The 17,682-nt window shown below is 63.0% G+C and carries 17 protein-coding genes; 10 read left to right on the forward strand and 7 right to left on the reverse strand.

Annotated elements, in window-relative coordinates:
* Positions 1-51: 51 nt before the first annotated feature.
* Together E3T51_RS11530 and E3T51_RS11535 are read right to left on the reverse strand one after the other, a co-directional pair.
* Entirely contained in the window at positions 52-1,035 is a 984-nt protein-coding gene (locus tag E3T51_RS11530; RefSeq protein ID WP_166806450.1) for a sensor histidine kinase, read from the reverse strand.
* Positions 1,036-1,055: 20 nt separating this feature from the next.
* Entirely contained in the window at positions 1,056-1,730 is a 675-nt protein-coding gene (locus E3T51_RS11535) for a response regulator transcription factor (RefSeq protein WP_134529964.1), read from the reverse strand.
* 219 nt (positions 1,731-1,949) lie between these two features.
* Between E3T51_RS11535 and E3T51_RS11540 the strand changes: the two genes are divergently transcribed.
* On the forward strand, positions 1,950-2,186 hold the full coding sequence (locus E3T51_RS11540) for a VOC family protein (protein WP_241989295.1): 237 nt from the start codon (positions 1,950-1,952) through the stop codon (positions 2,184-2,186).
* 652 nt (positions 2,187-2,838) lie between these two features.
* Here E3T51_RS11540 and E3T51_RS11550 read toward each other — a convergent pair.
* Positions 2,839-3,402, reverse strand: a complete 564-nt coding sequence (locus E3T51_RS11550) for a dihydrofolate reductase family protein (protein ID WP_134529965.1) — start codon at positions 3,400-3,402, stop codon at positions 2,839-2,841.
* Here E3T51_RS11550 and E3T51_RS11555 point away from each other — a divergent pair.
* The 6 genes from E3T51_RS11555 (at position 3,402) to E3T51_RS11580 (ending at position 10,315) form a co-directional block, all read left to right on the forward strand.
* Positions 3,402-3,773: a hypothetical protein gene (locus tag E3T51_RS11555; protein ID WP_134529966.1), complete on the forward strand. Its 372-nt coding sequence runs from the start codon at positions 3,402-3,404 to the stop codon at positions 3,771-3,773. The two genes, E3T51_RS11550 and E3T51_RS11555, sit on opposite strands and share 1 nt — an antisense overlap.
* Positions 3,774-3,777: 4 nt before the next feature.
* On the forward strand, positions 3,778-4,599 hold the full coding sequence (locus E3T51_RS11560; protein WP_134529967.1) for an endonuclease/exonuclease/phosphatase family protein: 822 nt from the start codon (positions 3,778-3,780) through the stop codon (positions 4,597-4,599).
* Positions 4,600-5,006: 407 nt separating this feature from the next.
* Positions 5,007-5,921 (forward strand): LysR family transcriptional regulator, encoded by a 915-nt coding sequence (locus tag E3T51_RS11565; RefSeq protein ID WP_134529968.1) that lies wholly within the window; start codon positions 5,007-5,009, stop codon positions 5,919-5,921.
* A gap of 290 nt (positions 5,922-6,211) precedes the next feature.
* Positions 6,212-7,543, forward strand: coding sequence for an MFS transporter (locus E3T51_RS11570; RefSeq protein WP_134529969.1), 1,332 nt, complete (start codon positions 6,212-6,214; stop codon positions 7,541-7,543).
* 52 nt (positions 7,544-7,595) lie between these two features.
* A complete protein-coding gene (locus E3T51_RS11575; protein ID WP_134529970.1) occupies positions 7,596-8,876 on the forward strand; it encodes a M20 family metallo-hydrolase in 1,281 nt (426 codons plus the stop codon).
* A gap of 2 nt (positions 8,877-8,878) precedes the next feature.
* On the forward strand, positions 8,879-10,315 hold the full coding sequence (locus E3T51_RS11580; RefSeq protein ID WP_241989296.1) for an amidase: 1,437 nt from the start codon (positions 8,879-8,881) through the stop codon (positions 10,313-10,315).
* Between the two features lie 219 nt (positions 10,316-10,534).
* Here E3T51_RS11580 and E3T51_RS11585 read toward each other — a convergent pair whose 3' ends face one another.
* Both E3T51_RS11585 and E3T51_RS11590 read right to left on the reverse strand, forming a co-directional pair.
* Complete coding sequence (locus E3T51_RS11585) at positions 10,535-11,230, reverse strand: hypothetical protein (RefSeq protein ID WP_134529971.1); 696 nt, start codon at positions 11,228-11,230, stop codon at positions 10,535-10,537.
* A 1,001-nt stretch (positions 11,231-12,231) separates the two neighbouring features.
* On the reverse strand, positions 12,232-13,281 hold the full coding sequence (locus tag E3T51_RS11590) for a tartrate dehydrogenase (protein ID WP_134529972.1): 1,050 nt from the start codon (positions 13,279-13,281) through the stop codon (positions 12,232-12,234).
* A 113-nt stretch (positions 13,282-13,394) separates the two neighbouring features.
* Between E3T51_RS11590 and E3T51_RS11595 the strand changes: the two genes are divergently transcribed.
* Positions 13,395-14,174, forward strand: coding sequence for an IclR family transcriptional regulator (locus tag E3T51_RS11595; RefSeq protein ID WP_104190607.1), 780 nt, complete (start codon positions 13,395-13,397; stop codon positions 14,172-14,174).
* Here E3T51_RS11595 and E3T51_RS11600 read toward each other — a convergent pair.
* The gene (locus E3T51_RS11600; RefSeq protein ID WP_134529973.1) at positions 14,158-15,582 is read right to left on the reverse strand and encodes a GntP family permease; all 1,425 of its coding nucleotides are present in this window, start codon (positions 15,580-15,582) and stop codon (positions 14,158-14,160) included. The genes E3T51_RS11595 and E3T51_RS11600 overlap by 17 nt on opposite strands.
* A gap of 92 nt (positions 15,583-15,674) precedes the next feature.
* On the opposite strand from E3T51_RS11600, the gene E3T51_RS17335 reads away from it, so the two are divergent.
* Together E3T51_RS17335 and E3T51_RS11605 are read left to right on the forward strand one after the other, a co-directional pair.
* The gene (locus tag E3T51_RS17335; protein WP_255453234.1) at positions 15,675-15,803 is read left to right on the forward strand and encodes a hypothetical protein; all 129 of its coding nucleotides are present in this window, start codon (positions 15,675-15,677) and stop codon (positions 15,801-15,803) included.
* 399 nt (positions 15,804-16,202) lie between these two features.
* On the forward strand, positions 16,203-16,832 hold the full coding sequence (locus E3T51_RS11605) for a cysteine hydrolase family protein (RefSeq protein WP_134529974.1): 630 nt from the start codon (positions 16,203-16,205) through the stop codon (positions 16,830-16,832).
* A gap of 368 nt (positions 16,833-17,200) precedes the next feature.
* Here E3T51_RS11605 and E3T51_RS11610 read toward each other — a convergent pair whose 3' ends face one another.
* Complete coding sequence (locus E3T51_RS11610) at positions 17,201-17,629, reverse strand: SRPBCC domain-containing protein (RefSeq protein ID WP_166806451.1); 429 nt, start codon at positions 17,627-17,629, stop codon at positions 17,201-17,203.
* Positions 17,630-17,682 lie beyond the last annotated feature (53 nt).

Consider the following 17,682-nt stretch of genomic DNA (forward strand, 5'->3'; position numbering starts at 1 on the left):
TACGAATTCGCAGTCCTTGGTTCGACGAACCTCGTTCGGTCAGAGAACAGATCAGGCCTGTTTCGCCCGCGGAACGGTCAGGCAGATTGCTGTGCCCGCGGCAGTGCTCTCGACGACGTGCACGGATCCGCCGTGGCGCACGACAATTTCGCGCACGAGGGACAGTCCGATTCCAAACCCGGTGCGGGACGCATCGCCACCGGCATCCGGCGGGGCGGAGTGGGCGAACCGATCGAAAATTCGGGCGGGGTCGATGCCGTGGATGCCGGGACCTTGATCGCGCACGGTGACCGCCACCGTCTTCTTGGCCACGGTCACGCCCACGGTGATGGCCGAATCGCACGGAGCGAACCGCACAGCGTTATCCAGCAGGGCGACCACGCATCGGGTGATGCTGGATGCTGGCACCCGCACAGCCGCGGGCTGGGGCGCATCCAGTTCGATGGTGACGTGTTTGTCGACGGCAATAAGCGCCATCGACTGCGCGGCGGCAGCCACGGCAGCTACCAGATCGACGACGACAGCGTTCTCCACCGCAGCGCCGCCGATTTCCGCCGATTCGAGCAGGTCGTTGACGATGTGAATGAGGTCCTTCGCATCACTGCGCAGCTCCGCGACGACCACGGAAGACGGGTCGTCGGCGGACAGGGTGCGTTGCAGAATCTGCAGGCGGGCATCGAGCACCGCGAGGGGGGTGCGGAGTTCGTGGCTCGCGTCTGCGACGAACGCCCGCTGAATCCGCAGCACCTCGCCAAGGGGTTGCACAGCCCGATGAGTGACCTGCCAACTCAACACACCGGCCAGAATGATCAAGGCCACGCCCAACACCGCAGCCGCGCGCAGCAGGTTGACGGCGCTGACCTGCAGGTTGTCGGTGTCTGGCACCGGTTCAAACAACTCACGAGGCGAAATTTCGGACAGGATGTAAACGAACACGGCAACGATAACCACCACGACCACCACAGCGCACGCGATGGCGATTCGGGCACCGACCATCCGGGAGGCCCGACGGATGGCCAGGGTGTCGCTGTCCATGACGGGGATTCTTCTGGCGGTCATGGTTGCCCCAGACGGTAGCCCTCGCCGCGCACGGTGAGGACAATGTCCGGGTCTGTCTTGCGCCGGAGGTAGTGCACGTAGGTATCCACCGTTCCAGCGGTATCCGCCGCGCTGAAGACGGTCTGCAGGATTTGCTGGCGCGAGAACGTGCGCTGCGGGGCATCCGCTAAAAGTTTGAGCAGCTCGTTCTCTTTGACCGTCAAAAGGATGCGCCCGTTGTACGGGGAATAGATCGTGCGGCTGTCGGGGTAATACTCCCACCCACCTACCAGCAGAGTGCGGCCTTCGCCGGTGAACACCCGACGGATGGACCGCAACCGGGCGAAAAGCTCATCGAACTCGAACGGCTTGACCAGATAGTCGTTGGCGCCGATGTCGAGCCCGGTCACTTTGTCGCCGGTGGTCCCCAGAGCAGTCAGGAGCAGGATGGGGGTGGTGATCAGTTTGCGGCGGAGGGCTTCAACGATTTGTAGTCCATCGATCCCCGGAAGGCGCCGGTCGATGACCATCACCTCGAACTCCCCAGCGAGGCCGGCGGCCAGGCCGTCCGCACCGTCGGCGACCAGGGTGACATCGTAGATTTCTGCGAGCACGTCCTGGATCATCGGGCCGAGCTTGGCATCGTCCTCGATCAGCAGCAGTCGGGTGCCCGTCTTGCTCTCAGCGACCATCCGAGACTCCTTCGTAACCGGGTCCGGCGAGGTGGCCGGATCGACGTTCGGTCCAGTGTGACAGTGAAAGCCGCCAGGGCGCGTTCACCAGTGCCACGGCAGCGATCGACGCGGCCACATCAGGTGGATAGTGCACCCCTAAACACACCCGAACTTCCTCGGTAAAAAACGAGGCTCGAACTAGTGTGTGACGAAAAAGGGTCTGACAAGGAGGTGTCGGTGGCCGAACTTCTAGCCATCCAGCCATGCCTGTGGTTCGATGGCAGCGCGCGCGAGGCGATGATGTACTACGTCGATTTGTTCCCCAACTCCCGCATCAATTCCATCGTCGAGTACCCCGATGCGGCTCTCGACGAACACTTTGTCGGAATGTCCGCCAAGGTGTTGAACGGTTCATTCACCCTCGACGGAGTGGACTTTGCTGGCAGATCATCCCCGAGAACATCGCCGATCTGACACGCCGACCTCAGCAGATCGGCGTGATGATGGGCCAAAAGAAGATTGTGATCGCGGAACTCGAGAACGCCTAAGCGGTTCGCCAGGACCGCGTCAATTCAGGATGCCGGCCAGCCGCTCATTTCTCGGTTTCGGGTGGCGTGCGTTCGCCGGCGGTATCGCACGAAAGTGTATCTCGCTCACGAATGCAACGGTGCTTGCGGTCTGGCCATTGGGTCAGCCCGGAGTGAGAACGCAGAACTCATTCCCTTCCGGGTCGGTGAGAACTTTCCACATCGACCGACGGACGCCGGGTCCGGCAAGACCATCGTCGGGGGTTCAACCTTGGTCACTCCGGGTCCCTCGCTGGACACGCCCCAGCCGAGGGCATCCGCCCAAAAGCGGCCGAGCGCTGAGTCATCCCTGGCCTTGAAATTCACCGGAACCAGTCGGAGTGCCATGGCGGCCAAGCCTATTCGTGGGAGACATCCGACACCAGATGTCTTCTGGAGTTCCACCTTGCTCCGCTCTTGATAATCTTCCACACTCGGAATACCGCGGCCAAACTCGGCTCGTCCGGCGTCTTCGTCGATCAAGATCTCTCCTCGGGCGGCTCCCGTCTACGACTCGTGGGCCCTCTGCCCATGTGGCCTGATCTGGATCGGCGGTACGGCTAGCGCGCCACGCGGTGCCGGAGGTAGACGATTCCCGACGCAAAGGTGCGGCTGTCGACGAGTTCGAGATCGACGCGCTGCTCCCGACGGGGGAAGAACGGAATGCCACCGCCAACCAGCACCGGATAGACCATGGCCTGATACTCATCGATCAGCCCGAGAGCGGCGGCCTCGGCGGCGAGAGTGGCGCCGCCAATGGCGATGTCACCCTCCCCCGGCTCGACACGCAACCGCTCGATCTCTTCCGCGAGGCCGTCGGAGGCCAGGCGGGCATTGCCCTGCACTGCCGACAGCGTGGTGGAGAACACCACTTTGGGGAGCGGCTTCCAGAGCGCATTCCACTCACGGTCGGCAGCGACGAGCGATGCTTCCTGGTCGGCTGACTCCCAGTACAGCATGGTCTCGTACAGTCTTCGTCCCAGCAGGTGGACACCGACCTGTCGAATATCGTCGATCCAGAAACGGAAGACCTCCTCGTCGGGCGCTGTCCAGTCAAAGTTGCCGTCTGGCCCGACAATGTAGCCGTCCAGTGAAACGCTCATGGAGCAGGTCACTTTGCGCATTGGAAATCCTCCTCGGTAATGCGTTCGACGATACGCCGGACGCCGCAGAACGCAACGCGACGTGCGGGGTCCCCTTACCGCCCGATTTCGTAGCGTTCGGGGATAATCAGAAATCCCGAATGTCGGTGTCCTCTGAACGTTCGCCGTACATTATCGATATGGGTTTCATCGGATACGCGCGCATACCAACCCCGGGAGAAAACCCCGACGGACAAACGGACGCGCTCGCGGTTGACGGCTGCATCAGGGTGTTCGTCGCGCCCGCTTCTGAAGTGGGGGCAAAGCGTTCCGCGCTCGATGACTTGCTCGCGCGCGGCACGATCTATCGTCACCTCGGCGATAGCACCAGCCTTAGCCTGAGCCGTCACTAACACGATGGACACCCCACTCATCGGTCCGGTCGCAGCGCCGGACCTGCACGTGATGTCATTCAACATTCGGCGGCGAATGACGCGCCCGTTGCAGCGCAGCCCCGACCGTTGGGAACGCCGCAGCCCGCTCATCCAACGGATGCTCCGCGTCGAACGTCCCACCGTCGTCGGCATTCAAGAGGCGCTCCCTGACCAAGCCGGGTTCGTGCGGCACGCGATCGGAGAAAACTACCGCTCCGTCGGCTTCGGTCGCAACGCGAACAGGCGCGGTGAAGGCTGCCCGATCATCTTCGATGCCGACCGGCTTCAGCTTCTTGATTGGGCGCAGACAGCGCTTTCGAGCACTCCGTCAATACCAGGATCGATCTCGTGGGGGAATCGAACTCCGCGAGCAGTCGTCGATGCCACGTTCCGCGACTGCGAGACGGGAATTGAGTTCCGTGTGCTTAATACACATTTTGACCACTTCTCACGGAAATCGAGGTCCTCCTCCGCCGACCAGATACTCCTTCTCATCGCGAGCTCCTCCCTGCCGATTATTGTTACCGGGGACTTCAACACCGATGTCGACTCGCTCCCCCACGCGAAACTTATGGCATCGGGCGCAGTCGTCAACTCCTGGGACACGGCAAAACATCGTGTCACCAAATCGTGGGGCACGTTTCCGAACTATCACGAACCGCGTCTGGACCGCAAACGCATCGACTGGATCCTCCTATCGCCCACGATCACCGTGCGGCGCACTGCCATAAATGTGACCAGGTGCGACGGCAAGTGGCCTTCGGACCACGCGCCGGTGCAGGCCGTGCTCACCCTCAGCGAGTGAGCCAGCCACCCGCCATCTGGGGTCCGACTGTGGAAGTCGGTGTCAGTGACCCCAGCAACTCATCGGGTTGGTCGAGTCGTCCTCTTGCCGTGAATCCCTACTACTGGGCGGCAGCTTTCACCGAGGATGACGTGTGGCCGAGGCGCAGAGCCTCGGGTCTGTGAACGTTTTCGTTCAGCCGGAGAAGGATTCCTTCGATGCGATCGCGATGGAGTTTTTTTCCACCGAACGATCCTTACGGATGCGGCCTTCTTTCGATGCCCGGCGAAACGCGAAACCATGCGTGTGGCTATGGCTGCCACCGAGACACATCGGGAGCACCGGCAGGCACGTCAGTATTATGAACTTGTTCGCCTGCTTGGGGTTGCTCCTTAGCTCCCGGCTGCCTCACTGATCTCTGGAGCCCGATGCGACACTTCACCCTCACCCAGTTGCGGTACTTTGCCGTCGTCGCGGAGTTGGAAAGCATGACTCAGGCCGCCGCCCGGCTGCTCGTGAGCCAGTCTGCTATTTCTACAGCCATGGTGCAGCTGGAGCGAACGCTCGGTGCCCAGCTATTCCTGCGCAGCCCGTCGGCCGGACTCAAGCTGACCCCGACTGGGCGCACGTTCGCGCTTGACCTGAAGGGGTTTCTCGACCATGCCGATTCCTTGTTCGAGTCGGTCTACGGGGCCACCGAGACTCTCTCCGGCGAGCTGACCGTCGGTGTGTTTTCGCCGCTGGCATCGTTTCGGCTGCCGGCCATTCTCAAGGCCTTCGAGGCTACACATCCCGGCGTCGACGTGAGTTTTGTGGAGGCTGACCTCGCTTTGCTCCAGACGGCGCTCCGTGAGGGCCGCTGCGACCTCGCGCTCATGTACGGTCACGGCCTCGGCACCGGATTCACCAGTCAGGTGCTCGAGCGGGTCCCCCCGCACGTCATCGTTCCCGAGGGCCATTGGGCCGCGAACATTCCGGGTCAGGAGATTACCCTGCGCGACCTCGCCGGCGAACCCCTCATACTGCTAGACCTGCCGCACAGCCGGGAATACTACGAGGGCCTGTTCACCCTGGCCGGGCTGGTGCCCGCTGTGCGCCATCGGTTCGCCGGGTACGAAACCGTGCGTTCCTTCGTAGCCCAAGGTCACGGTTATGCGCTGCTCAACCAACGGGTCTACAACGATGTGCCGTACTCCGGCGGCCGTGTCGTTCCCTTGCGCCTGATCGACGAGTTTCCGCCGAGCGAGGTCATGCTCGTGCGTCTCGACAGCGCCGTGCCCACCCGACGTGCGCTGGCCTTCGAGGAGATCTGCCGACGATTGTATGGTGCGACGTGGTCATAGGTCATCACCAAAATCAATGCGCTCGGCCATGAGAATCAATTGGACACGGGTGTTTCCAGACGCGCAAGCTTGACCACAATCAGTCGCAGTCTCGGCACCGCTCGTTCTTGACCGGGATATGACTGATCGTGATCAAGGAGGATCAGTGCTTGAGCAAGCAATTCATGCGTCGCCCCGGTTACAGGCCAGCGGATGCGCCGTAATATGACCGGCACGCGGCCCCTGCCGAGATTACAAGTCAGAAACTCAGCGGCGATCGCCGGCATCGTCGTGTTCGTACAGTGGATTTCATGACCGCGAACCGAGCCGCCGTCACGATCAGTGCGCCGGTCGAGACCGCTCCGTCGAAGAAGATCACCGGCCTCCAAAAGCGCGTGCTGCTCGGCGGCAGCATCGGGCAGTTCATCGAGTTCTACGATTTCACCCTCTACGGCCTGACGGCCGTGATCTTCTCCCAACTCTTCTTTCCGAGTTCGGATCCGATCTTTGCCCTGCTGGCCACCTTCGCGACCTTCGGCGTAGCGTTCGTCGTGCGCCCGCTTGGTGGCCTGTTTTTTGGCGCCCTCGGTGACAAGATCGGGCGACGCAAAGTGCTCGCGATCACCCTGCTCGCCATCGGTACCGCGACCGCGTGCATGGGTTTGCTGCCGACCTTCGGGCAGATCGGCGTCTGGGCCCCACTGCTATTACTGCTCTTGCGGCTCGTGCAGGGTTTCTCGGCCGGCGGCGAATCGGTCGGCGCCCCCTCGTTCGTCTTCGAACACGCACCGATTGACCGCCGCGGTCTCTGGCTGAACATCACTATCGCAGCCACCGCGCTTCCGTCCGTGTTCGCTGGCACGATGATCCTCATCCTCAGCCAGAGCATGTCCGACGAGTCGTTCACCGCGTGGGGTTGGCGCCTGCCGTTCTTGCTCGCCTTGCCGCTGGCTCTGTTCGGCGTATGGATTCGCAGCAAGACCAGCGAGAGCAAGTCGTTCACTGAGGCCCAGGCCACCAAGACCAAGGAGTTCAGCCCGGTCAAGGAAACCTTCCGCGAAAACAAGCTGCGCATGGTGCAGGTCATCTTCGTGATGGGCCTCACCGCTATGGGCTTCTACTTTCTCTCGGCCTATTTCGTGGCATACGTGCAGACAACGGGCAATCTCGGCCGCGAGCAGTCCCTCCTGGCCAATGCGGCTGCCCTCGCCTTCTATGCCGTGCTGTTGCCGATCGGCGGGCGCATTGGCGACAGGTTCGGTCGTAAGCCGATGCTGATCGCCGGATCAGCCGCGATAGCCGTTCTCGCCATCCCGAGCTTCATGCTCGTCACGAGCGGCAGTCTGCCACTTGCTCTCCTCGGCCAGATGCTGTTCGTGATTCCGCTGTGCATCTACGGTGGCGGCTGCTACACCTTCTTCGTCGAGATCTTCACGACCAGAACCCGCTTCACGAGCGCCGCCGTGAGCTATAACGTCGGCTACGCCATCTTCGGCGGAACCGCACCGCTTGTCGGTACCGCCCTCGTCGCCAGCTCGGGAGTTGCGTTCGCCCCGGGCTTCTACATGGCCGGCGCCGCCGTAATCGTGTTCCTGCTCGTGACCCTCACCAAGGTGCCGGAGACGCGGGGGCGTCTGGGCTAAAACGTTGCAGCATCCGTCCACGCCCTATCCGTTTTCTTTTGAAGGAGCACAAATGTCATCTGCTGACTTTCTGACCGACTTTCACCACGTTGCGACAATCGGGGCCACGCCCCATCACGGTGTCGACCGCCAGGCGGCAACACCCGAAGACGCACAGAGCCGCGCTTGGTTCTCGAAATGGGTCACCGACGCCGGGTACACCCTGCACGTGGACGGCATCGGCAACATGTTCGGGCTGATCGAGTGGACTCCCGACGCCCCTTTCGTGCTCGTGGGCTCACACCTCGATAGCCAGCCGCTCGGCGGGCGCTTCGACGGAGCCTACGGCGTGCTCGCGGCGCTACACGCCGCCCGCAACGTCGACGAGCTCGTCACAAACAGCGGCACGGCGCCGCCGTTCAACCTCGCCGTCGTGAACTGGTTCAACGAAGAGGGCGGCCGCTTTGCGCCGAGCGTCATGGGCAGCAGTGTGTTTGCTGGACTTTTCGACCAGGAGAAAATGCTCGACGTGGTCGACCTGGCCGGCGTGACCGCCCGTGCCGCCCTCGCCGAAATCGGCTACCTCGGCACCGACCCCCGCCCCGTCACGGTGAGCTACGCCGAAATTCACATTGAACAGGGTCGCATTTTGGAACGCGAGAAGATCGCGATCGGGATCGTCGACCGCAGCTGGTACACCCAGAAACTTGACATCGAGGTGCTCGGCGAGCAGTCCCACACCGGGGCGACCGCCATGGTCGACCGGCGCGACGCCCTCGTCGCCGCCGCCAAGATCATCCTCATGGTGCAAGAAGTCACCACCGACTTCGCTGACGAGGCCATCGTCTCGTCCATTGGGCAGCTGACGCTCGAACCCAACTCCCCGATCGTCGTTGCCCGTCGGGTGCGCCTGATCGCCGACCTGCGTAGTGGCGACCCGCAAATAGTGCAGACCGCCCGCGCAACCTTGCTCGAGAAGATCGCCGCCCTCGCCGTTGAACACGACATCCAGATCAACGTGACCGACTTCGATATTCGTCCGATCAGGTATTTCCCTGAGAACGGCCTGCAACTTGCCGAGCAGGCCGCCGCGCGTTCTGGACTCTCCACCCGCCGCATTCAGACCATGGCCGGCCACGACTCGGTCGCGATGAACACCAGCGTTCCCTCAATCATGCTGTTCATTCCGAGCATCGACGGTGTCTCGCACTGTGAACGCGAATTCACCACGGACGCCGACATGGTCGCCGGACTCGCGCTGCTTACGGAAGTCGCCACCGACCTGGTCAACGGGGCTTTGGTCGATCCGACACGCTCGCCCGCACTCACCTCGACGACGTCTGCTCGGGCCTGACGGTGTCGGACACGACAACGCTGACTGACCTGCACTACCTCGGCGCGAGCGAGGCCCTCGACCTGTTTCGGTCGCGCGACCTGTCACCGGTCGAGCTGCTCGAAGCTGTTCTACAGCGCATCGACGCGGTCAACCCGCAGATTAATGCGTTGACCGAACAGCTGGTACATGAGGCACGCGAGTCTGCCCGAAACGCCGAGCAGCGGTATCGAACCGGCGGTAGCCTCGCCCCGTTGCTCGGCCTTCCTATAGCCGCGAAGGAGAAGCATTCCCTTGCCGGGCATGTGCTGAGCAACGGGCTCGTCGACCAGCGTCACGTCGTGGCGCACGCGGATCATCCGGTGATCGGTCGCATCCGCTCGGCTGGCGGCATCGTGCACGCTCGCACCGCGACGCCCGAATTCTGCTGTGCCACAGTGACCCACTCGCCGCTCTGGGGTGTCACTCGCAATCCGTTCAACCTCGAGCTCTCCCCCGGCGGCTCTTCCGGTGGCTCCGGCGCTGCCCTCGCGGCCGGCTTTGCGCCGCTCGCCACCGGCTCAGACATTGCCGGATCGACCCGGTTACCGGCGGCCTTCACCGGAACCGTCGGGTTCAAGGCGCCGTACGGCCGCATCCCGGGCGTCGCGCCGCTCTCCGCCGATCACTACCGCGGGGACGGCCCGATGGCCCGTACCGTAGCCGACGCCGCCCTGCTCGCCAACGTGATGACCGGCCGTCACCCGGACGACCATGCCTCGCTCGCCGCCGCCGAACCGCTGCCCGGCGCTTGGGCATCGGTCGTGGGCCTGCGAATAGCGCTCTGCATTCGCTTGGGCAACTACCGAGTCGACCCCGATGTGGAGTCCAACACCCGCGCGGTCGCCGCCGCGCTGCAGAGTGCCGGCGCGATCGTCGAAGAAGTCGAACTGCCCTGGACCACGGCTGAGATCCACCGAATTTCGTTTACACACTACGGTCATATTTTGGGTCCGGCGATAGAAGACGCGACCCGTGGGGCCGAGAGTCAGCTCGCCGCCTACACGGTGCAGTTCATGGCGGATGCCCGCGCTGCGGCCGCCGACACCCGCTTTCTCGACGGCCTCACCGCCGAAACTCGGATGCAGAGCGAGCTCGCGGCGGTAATGAGCGGCTTCGACGCACTCATCTGCCCGACCTCGGCGGCGGCCGCACTGACCGCTGACGGGGACTATCTTGACGGCATCTCGGTCGGCGGCGAGCATCTCGAGCATTACTGGCAGGCGCACATGACGGTGCCGTTCAACATCGCTAATCGCTGCCCGGTGCTCGCTGTACCTAGCGGCATGGCCGACTGTGGCATCCCGACCGGGATACAGATAGTCGGGCATCCGTTCGATGACGACATGGTCTTTCGAATCGGTGTTGCCGTAGAAAAAGTGCGCCCCTGGGCCCACCGCTACGCGCAGATTGGCAGCTGACTGCTTTCAGCAGGCTGGAAGCGAGGGCACGATCTCCGTCACTCAGATCATGGTCATTTTAGTGATGCGCGACCGACGCCAACTACACCACTGCTCTCTTAGGCGCCCGAGCAGGCCTAGTGATACTGACATTCTGTCGAGGGCTGAGGTCCTGGCGCCGTGCGGCACTGTGCGTGCTCGCACGGGCCTGGACCTCAGCTCTGAGTCTGACGCCTGCCGCTAGCGCAGGACTCCACAGGCAGCCGGGTCGGTCGCCTCGGCGGGGAGGGTGGGGTCAAGCTCGCTTGCACCCTCGGGGTCGCTGAGGTTGTACGTTCCGTTGCCGTCGTAGTCGATTCCGTGGATCACGACAACACCTTCACCATCACGGATGGCTTCAGCAATCTGGGCGGCGGTGCCGAGCCCTCCGGCTCCCGGATATCCGGTTCCCGCCACGTCCGTAAAGCGGATGTTGGTCCGCAGGTAGTTGTAGGAACCGTTTTTCGAGACGGGGAACCGAGAAACATCTAGAAAACTGGCCGGCGTGGTGTCTCCGCTGGTGTTCAGGGACACCACAACGGGTCCATAGGCCGGAACACCCTCGACGGTGTTCAGTCGTCCGTCTCCGTTTTTGTCCAACGCCAGCGTGGGACACTCGTTCAAGGCCTGTTCGCCATAGTGGATGTGCTGGGCGTGAGGAGCATCGGGCGACAAGCCCTTCGCTCGGATCCCGATCGCTCGGATTGTCTCGCCGCGAACGACGGCGAACGCCTTCCCCGACGCGCCTGAATTGTTCAGCTCCGTAAGGTGCGCGGTGAGCACCACGTTACCGCGCACCGATTTTGGGACATGCGCTGACGCCGGCGCAGCACCCATCGACACGGCGATCAGCGCAGCTGCACCCAAGCCAAGCACCAGTTTGATGTTCTTCTTCACGTTGCACTCCTTTGTGACCTCGCACATCGGGACGATCCCGAAGGCTAGATGAGACAATGTCAGTTCGTAGCCCCAGGCCAATTGGATTGGCACTATTCACTTGCACTCACGCATCCCTGCGGCGAAGGGTATCCGCAAATCGGGATTCCAGTGGTCGTTGCCGACTTTGTCCGCAGTTTGCATATGCCTTTTCATCGTCACAGCGGGAACTCGGCTCTCGAGCGGTGCGCCACTTGAGCATGCCGCCGTGGCATCCGGAGGCGGCGAGCTTTTGAGCAAGAGAACCGTGCGGCCACGCATGATCGTGGGTTCTATGCTGTCGGAGGTGCCCCGTTTACTCGACTTGCGGGCGCGCGTATCGTGATCCTCCAAAGCCCAGCAGTACCGTGCCTGTCCCCGCGACACTCCGCCATCTCCGGAGCGTACTTGGCCGCACGCGAATTACCGGAGAGAGGACGATCGATTACGAGCGACGTCGCGGGCGGCAGCCCACGAGATGGCTTGGCACGGTCGATCGAGGCCGGACTCAAGCATAAGCAGCCTGCCGATGATCAAGCGTGGCTGAGGACTTTGCACTCGTCTTACGTCGACCGGTATCAGCGTGATAGCAACCGGACGTGGAGCACCGCTACATGTCTGGTCGCGCTTGCGTAGACGCTATTCCCTGCGGCTGTTGCTTTCAACCAGCTGTCTCCACCGGTGGTTTTGATCTATGGGCTCACATCCGTCGCGCTCGTGCTCCTCTGGCTTGCAATTGCGTCCACGCATCGGGTGTGGGCGGCCCGGTCGTTCGACACAGTCCGCGCTATCGAGCGCAGCGTGCTCGGGAGTGCGGCTGACGACGCCATCCGAATCAACTTGAAGAAGGAGCACAGGACTTCCCGCCTTCTCGGGGGTGACCCGATGCGGTTCGTCCGGTGGCTCATCCGCATCAACGACGTACCGTGCATTGTGTCCCCGCTGGTGAGATTTCGACAAGCTCGATCCGACGGCTGCGCAGGTCAGAGGGCGGCGGCGACCTGGGCGGCGACGGTGTCGGTGGTTCCGGAGCCGCCGCAGTCGGGGGTGAGCCGCGCGGGCGTGGCCGTGACGGTGCCGAGAGCGCGAAGCAGGTCGGCTGCGGCGTCCCGCTCCCCCAGGTGCTGCAGCATCTGCGAGACGCTCCAGATAGTGGCGATCGGGTTGGCGATGCCCTGGCCCGCGATGTCGGGCGCCGATCCGTGCACAGGTTCGAACATCGACGGAAAACCGCCGTCAGGGTTGATGTTGGCCGAAGCGGCGAACCCGAGTCCGCCCTGAATGGCCGCTCCGATATCGGAAAGAATGTCGCCAAACAGGTTGGACGCGACGACAACGTCCAGGGTCTCCGGGTGGGTCACGAATCGAGCCGCGATGGCATCGATGTGGTACCTCGTGACGGTCACGTCGGGGTACTCGGCGGCGAGTTCGTCGGTCACGTCGTCCCAGAACACCATCGTGTGCTTCTGTGCGTTCGATTTTGTGACCGACGCGAGCCGACCCGAGCGCGAGCGAGCCTGCTCGAACCCATAGCGAAGGATGCGCTCGACTGCGGCCCTCGTAAAAATCGCCGTCTCAACCGCGACCTCGTTCTGGGTGCCCTGGTGCACGCGTCCGCCCGCACCGGAATATTCACCCTCGGTGTTTTCACGAATCACCAGAATGTCGAATTCGGATTTGCGCAAGGGCCCGGTGATGCCGGGAAGCAGCAGGTGCGGGCGCATGTTCACGTACTGATCGAATCCCTTGCGGATGGGTAGCAGCAGCCCATGCAACGACACCGAGTCCGGCACCTGCGCCGGCCACCCCACCGCCCCCAGCAGTACCGCATCGTGCAAGCTCAGCTGCTCGAGGCCGTCATCGGGCATCATCGCTCCGGTCTCGAGGAAGCGAGCGCACGACCAGTCGAAGCTCGTGTGACGCACCGAGAAACCGTGCTTGTCAGCCACCGCCTCCAGCGGCACGAGAGCGGCCGCTACGACGTCGACTCCGATGCCGTCACCTGGAATGAGCGCGAGCGAATACTCAGACATGGGTAACCTCCCCTACGGTGCCGTTATCGGCGAGGGGCGCAATCCTGTCGTGTCGTGCATCGAACATGGGTTCTCCTTTAGTGGGGGGTTTGGGATAGCGATAAACTCGCGGAATGGCAGGCAAAGTAGCGTCGAACAGTCCGTTGCTCGTACTGGCGAAAATCAGTACCATCCTCGACGCTTTCACGTTTTCGACTCCGGAGCGGTCGCTGGCCGATCTACGCACCGCGACCGGGCTGCCGGCGTCGACGGTGCAACGCCTGGTCGCCAATCTCGTGCAGAGCGGGTTTCTCGACCGCCACGGCGACCAATTTCGCATCGGTCTGCGCATGGCGACCTGGGCGGGATCCGCTTTCCACGGGCTCGACGTGGGTGAGTTGGCGCAGCCCGTGCTCGCCGCCCTGAGAGATGAAACCGGTGAAACCGCGTGCCTGTTCATCTCTACACGAGAGCTTCGCGTGTGCGTTGCGATGGCGGAGAGTCGGCACAGCGTGCGACGCGTGATCGCCCTCGGCGAGGTGACGCCGGTGAACGTCGGGTCCTCCGGCCGGGTGCTGCTGGCGTGGAACGACGAGCTCGCGACCCGGGTGTTCGAGCATCCGCTGCCTGCCTTGACGCAAGAGACGATTGTCGATGTCGACGAGTTGCGCCGATCCCTCGTCACCGTGCGCGAGCGCGGCTTTGCGTACACCGTCGGCGAACGCACGTCGTCGGTGAGCAGTGTCGCCGCACCGGTATTCCAACACGGCGGCTCGCTGTTCGGAGCCCTGAGCCTGCTCGGTCCGAGTTCGCGCATGACACCGGATGTCGTCACCCACCTCACTCCGTCGGTGGTCGCGGCCGGCGCCCATCTGAGCCGAGCCCTCGGTTCGGCGGTCACAGCACCAGACTGAGCAGCATCGTGAGGCCGAGTGCGATCACGGAGGCAACGGATACAGCGAGGGTGCAGGTTTTGAAGGTGCCACGCGTGGACTGGTTGAGCGAGCTCTGAAGCAACCAGAACGTGTTTGAGGTGACGTGAACGACGAAGAGCGATCCGGCGGCGGCGGCGAGAGCCACGAGCACCGGGGCAACGTCAATCTCGCTCATGACCGAGGCGAGCAGGCCCGCGGCGGTGATGGCTGATATCGACACCGATCCGATGGCCATATGAAGCACGGCAGCGACGACCCAGACGAGCAGCAGCGGAGCGACGGTCGTGGTGGTGAACAGCGCCCCCAGGATCTCGCCGATGCCCGTTGACGCTACGGCCGCTGCCAGGGCGCCGCCCGCACCGGTGAGAATGAGAATCTGGCCCGACTCCCGAAACCCGCGAGAGACGGCCTTGTTGACTCGTTCGGCACCAATGGTAAGCCGCGCCACGAGGCTCGTGCCGAGTAACCCGACCAGCAGGGCGAAGACCGGCTCGAAAACGATGCTGATCGGGCCGAGGTCAGCATCCGTCGCCTGCACAATCGCGCCGGTGGCAACGAACAGCAGCGACACGATCATGGGCGCGAAGAGCAGCGCCAAAGTGGGCTCACGTGTCGGCTGCTGCACACGGGTTCGCACACGGGGCGGGGCGCCAACCGTGGCGACGGCCGAGGTATAGCCCGTCGCCGGCCGGGTGGCATACTCATCGTCGGCGTCTTCGTCAGCCTCCGTGTCGGTGATGGTTACAGATTCATCGCGCTCGGGATTCCAGAAGCCGCGGTCGAAGGCGAAATACATCACGAGGAGTGTGAGCAGGACGGTCGGCACGGTGACCACCACGCCACCGAGCAGCATCACGCCCAACGGCACGCCGAGAAGGCCCGCCAGGGCGAGGGCGCCCACGCCTGGCACGATCATGACGAGGCCGCATTCCAGTCCCACGGCGATGGCGGTAGCGACTCGGGCGGTACCCGTGCGACCGAGGCGTGCCGCCATCCGTCGCCCCAAGGGTGCGCTCATAACGAGCAGAACGTCGATATAAATTGACGGCAGGGCCACAGCGAGAGTTGTCGCAAACGCGTAGGGCACCCGACGTGCGCCGAAGATGCGCAGGAGCCCGTCTACCAGGCGCTGGATGGCTCCCGCCTCGCTCAAAATGGCGCCGATCAGCACGCCCCAGGCGATGAGCAGGCCGATCTCGGCCATGATCTCGCCGAATCCAACGGTGACGATGCTCGCCGTTTGCGTCACGTCTCCGCTGGCGACCAAAGCAATGGCGCCGGCCCCGATGACCAGCGCGACGGCCGGGTTCAGGTGCACTTTGACGATCAACACGACCATTGCGACGATCACCCCAGCGGTCACCGCGATTACTGCCCAGTCGTCCATAGCATTTCTCCTCATCGTTGAGAACTCAGTATGTAAGTTGTAAACTCATATTATGGCTTTAACCCCAAGCCGTCAAAGTCGCCCGTCGTCGAATGCCCCCCGGTGAAACCGACCGCCCGCATCCGATCGACTGGAACATCCTCAGCGCCGTCGACGCCGAGGTCGAATGGATCGAACTCAACCGCTGGGTGAACAGCAGCGCGCACGGAATGGCCGAATAACGGCGTGCCTGATCGGCGTCGAAATCACCGTTGTTTTGTCGTTAGTTCTATCTGGATGCGCAGCAGTCGCCCCCGCTCAACCTGCTGCCTCACCTGAGCTGGCTGACGACGAGCACCCCTTGCCGACCGTGTTCATCGATGGTTACGCGGACGACGTTGCCCCTTAAAGGCCACCAGGAGAGATCGACCTGACCACCTACGGCTCCGGCTGTGCGATCGACTCGTCTGCCTGCAAGGACGCCGCCAGCAGGCATTGAGCGATCCGTTGGCGCTACTTGATGCAAGGGCAATCGACGGGCTCGTCGTCTAATGTCGTCAGGACATTGCCATGTTTTGATTGGAAGGCCTCCGGGCATCCGCCGGAAGTCCCATTTCACCACATCAACCAAGGGAGATCCCATGTCCTCACCCCGCCGCGCCCTGATCGTCATCGACGCCCAACAGGAGTATTTCGAAGGACTGCTGGCGATCCAATACCCCGCACGCGATGAGTCACTTACTCGTATCGCCGAGGCGATGGACGTTGCTGAGCAGGCTGGCATTCCGGTCGTCGTTGGGCAACATAAATCCCCTGCGGGGTTCCCGGTCTTCGCGCCGGAGTCGTCGACCTTCGAATTGCGCCCGGAGATCGCCAAGCGCGCCGACAACGTGGCACATCGCTTCACGAAGTCATTCGCCAGCATCTTCGCGGGTACTGGCCTCGAGGAATGGTTGCGCGAGCGCGGGATCGACACAATCACCATCGTGGGCTACATGACGAACAACTGCGTTATCGGTTCCGCCGCCGCTGCCGAACCCCTCGGGTTCACCGTTGAGGTGCTGTCGGATGCAACCGGAGCCATCGACATTGTGAATTCCGCCGGTTCTGCGCCGGCAAAGCGAGTGCACGAAACAATCATGGCTGTCCTGAACTCCAATTGGGCTGCGGTCGCCACGACGAGCGCGTGGACCGAAGCGGTAAAATCCGAGATCGCTGTCGCGGGAGACAACCTCATCGAGTCAGCTGCCCGGGGGCGGGACGCCAGGTAATTTAACGAAGGGCGGCCGAATTGGGCTGTCCCAAGCACTGTCAGGTGCGTCTGGTGATGCCGGTCGGCTCGGCAGAGTGGGCTGGTTTCGCGGTGACGTCATGGCGTCGCGCCGAGTATTTCGCGAAGTCGGGCGCGTGCCCGCGAGTAGCGTGCTCGCGCGGCATCCGGTCGGATGCCGCGGATTTGGCTGGCGCAAATCTTCTGATCAAGGCTAAAAGTGGCGGGCTGTTCCCGGGACTCACGGGCGGCGGAATCCCACGGCAGATTTAGGACGCTTTCACGCGCACCTTCTGCACTCTGCCAAATAGTGCTCTACCTGCCGAACAACGTGGCCAACTCGTCGAGCGACTCCCCCGTAATCGTGGACTACTCAGTGACACCCTCGAATAGGATCGCGAGCTCGTCGAGTTCAACGTCCCAGCCCTCTCGGTTCTGCTCAAGACGTTCGCGACGGTAGCGGGTGCCGCCGGGGAGTGTGTCGAAGCCCGATTCGGTTACCGTGACATCCGTCCCGGAACCCGCATCGACGATGGTGAAGCGCACGTGCGTCGAGTACTCGTCGAGCTGTTCAGCGGGGATTCCCGACCAACGAAAGCCGAACGAGCCGTCGGGCACGACCTCGGTGATTTCGATCGGAAAGCTGCCGTAGTCATCCCAGTCGATGCTGCCTGTTGCACCGGGCTCGAGCGCGGCGAACCCCACACGGTCGCCAAACCACTCAGCCATCACCTCGGGATCGGTCAGGGCCTTCCAGACGCGAGCGCGCGAGGCTTCGATGTGGACGGTGCGGGTCACGGTGTGCCCCTTGATTCTTGCGTGATCCGACACGGTGTTTCCTCCACGTTTAA

This window comes from Cryobacterium serini (genome assembly GCF_004404025.1).
Taxonomy (GTDB): Bacteria; Actinomycetota; Actinomycetes; order Actinomycetales; family Microbacteriaceae; genus Cryobacterium; species Cryobacterium serini.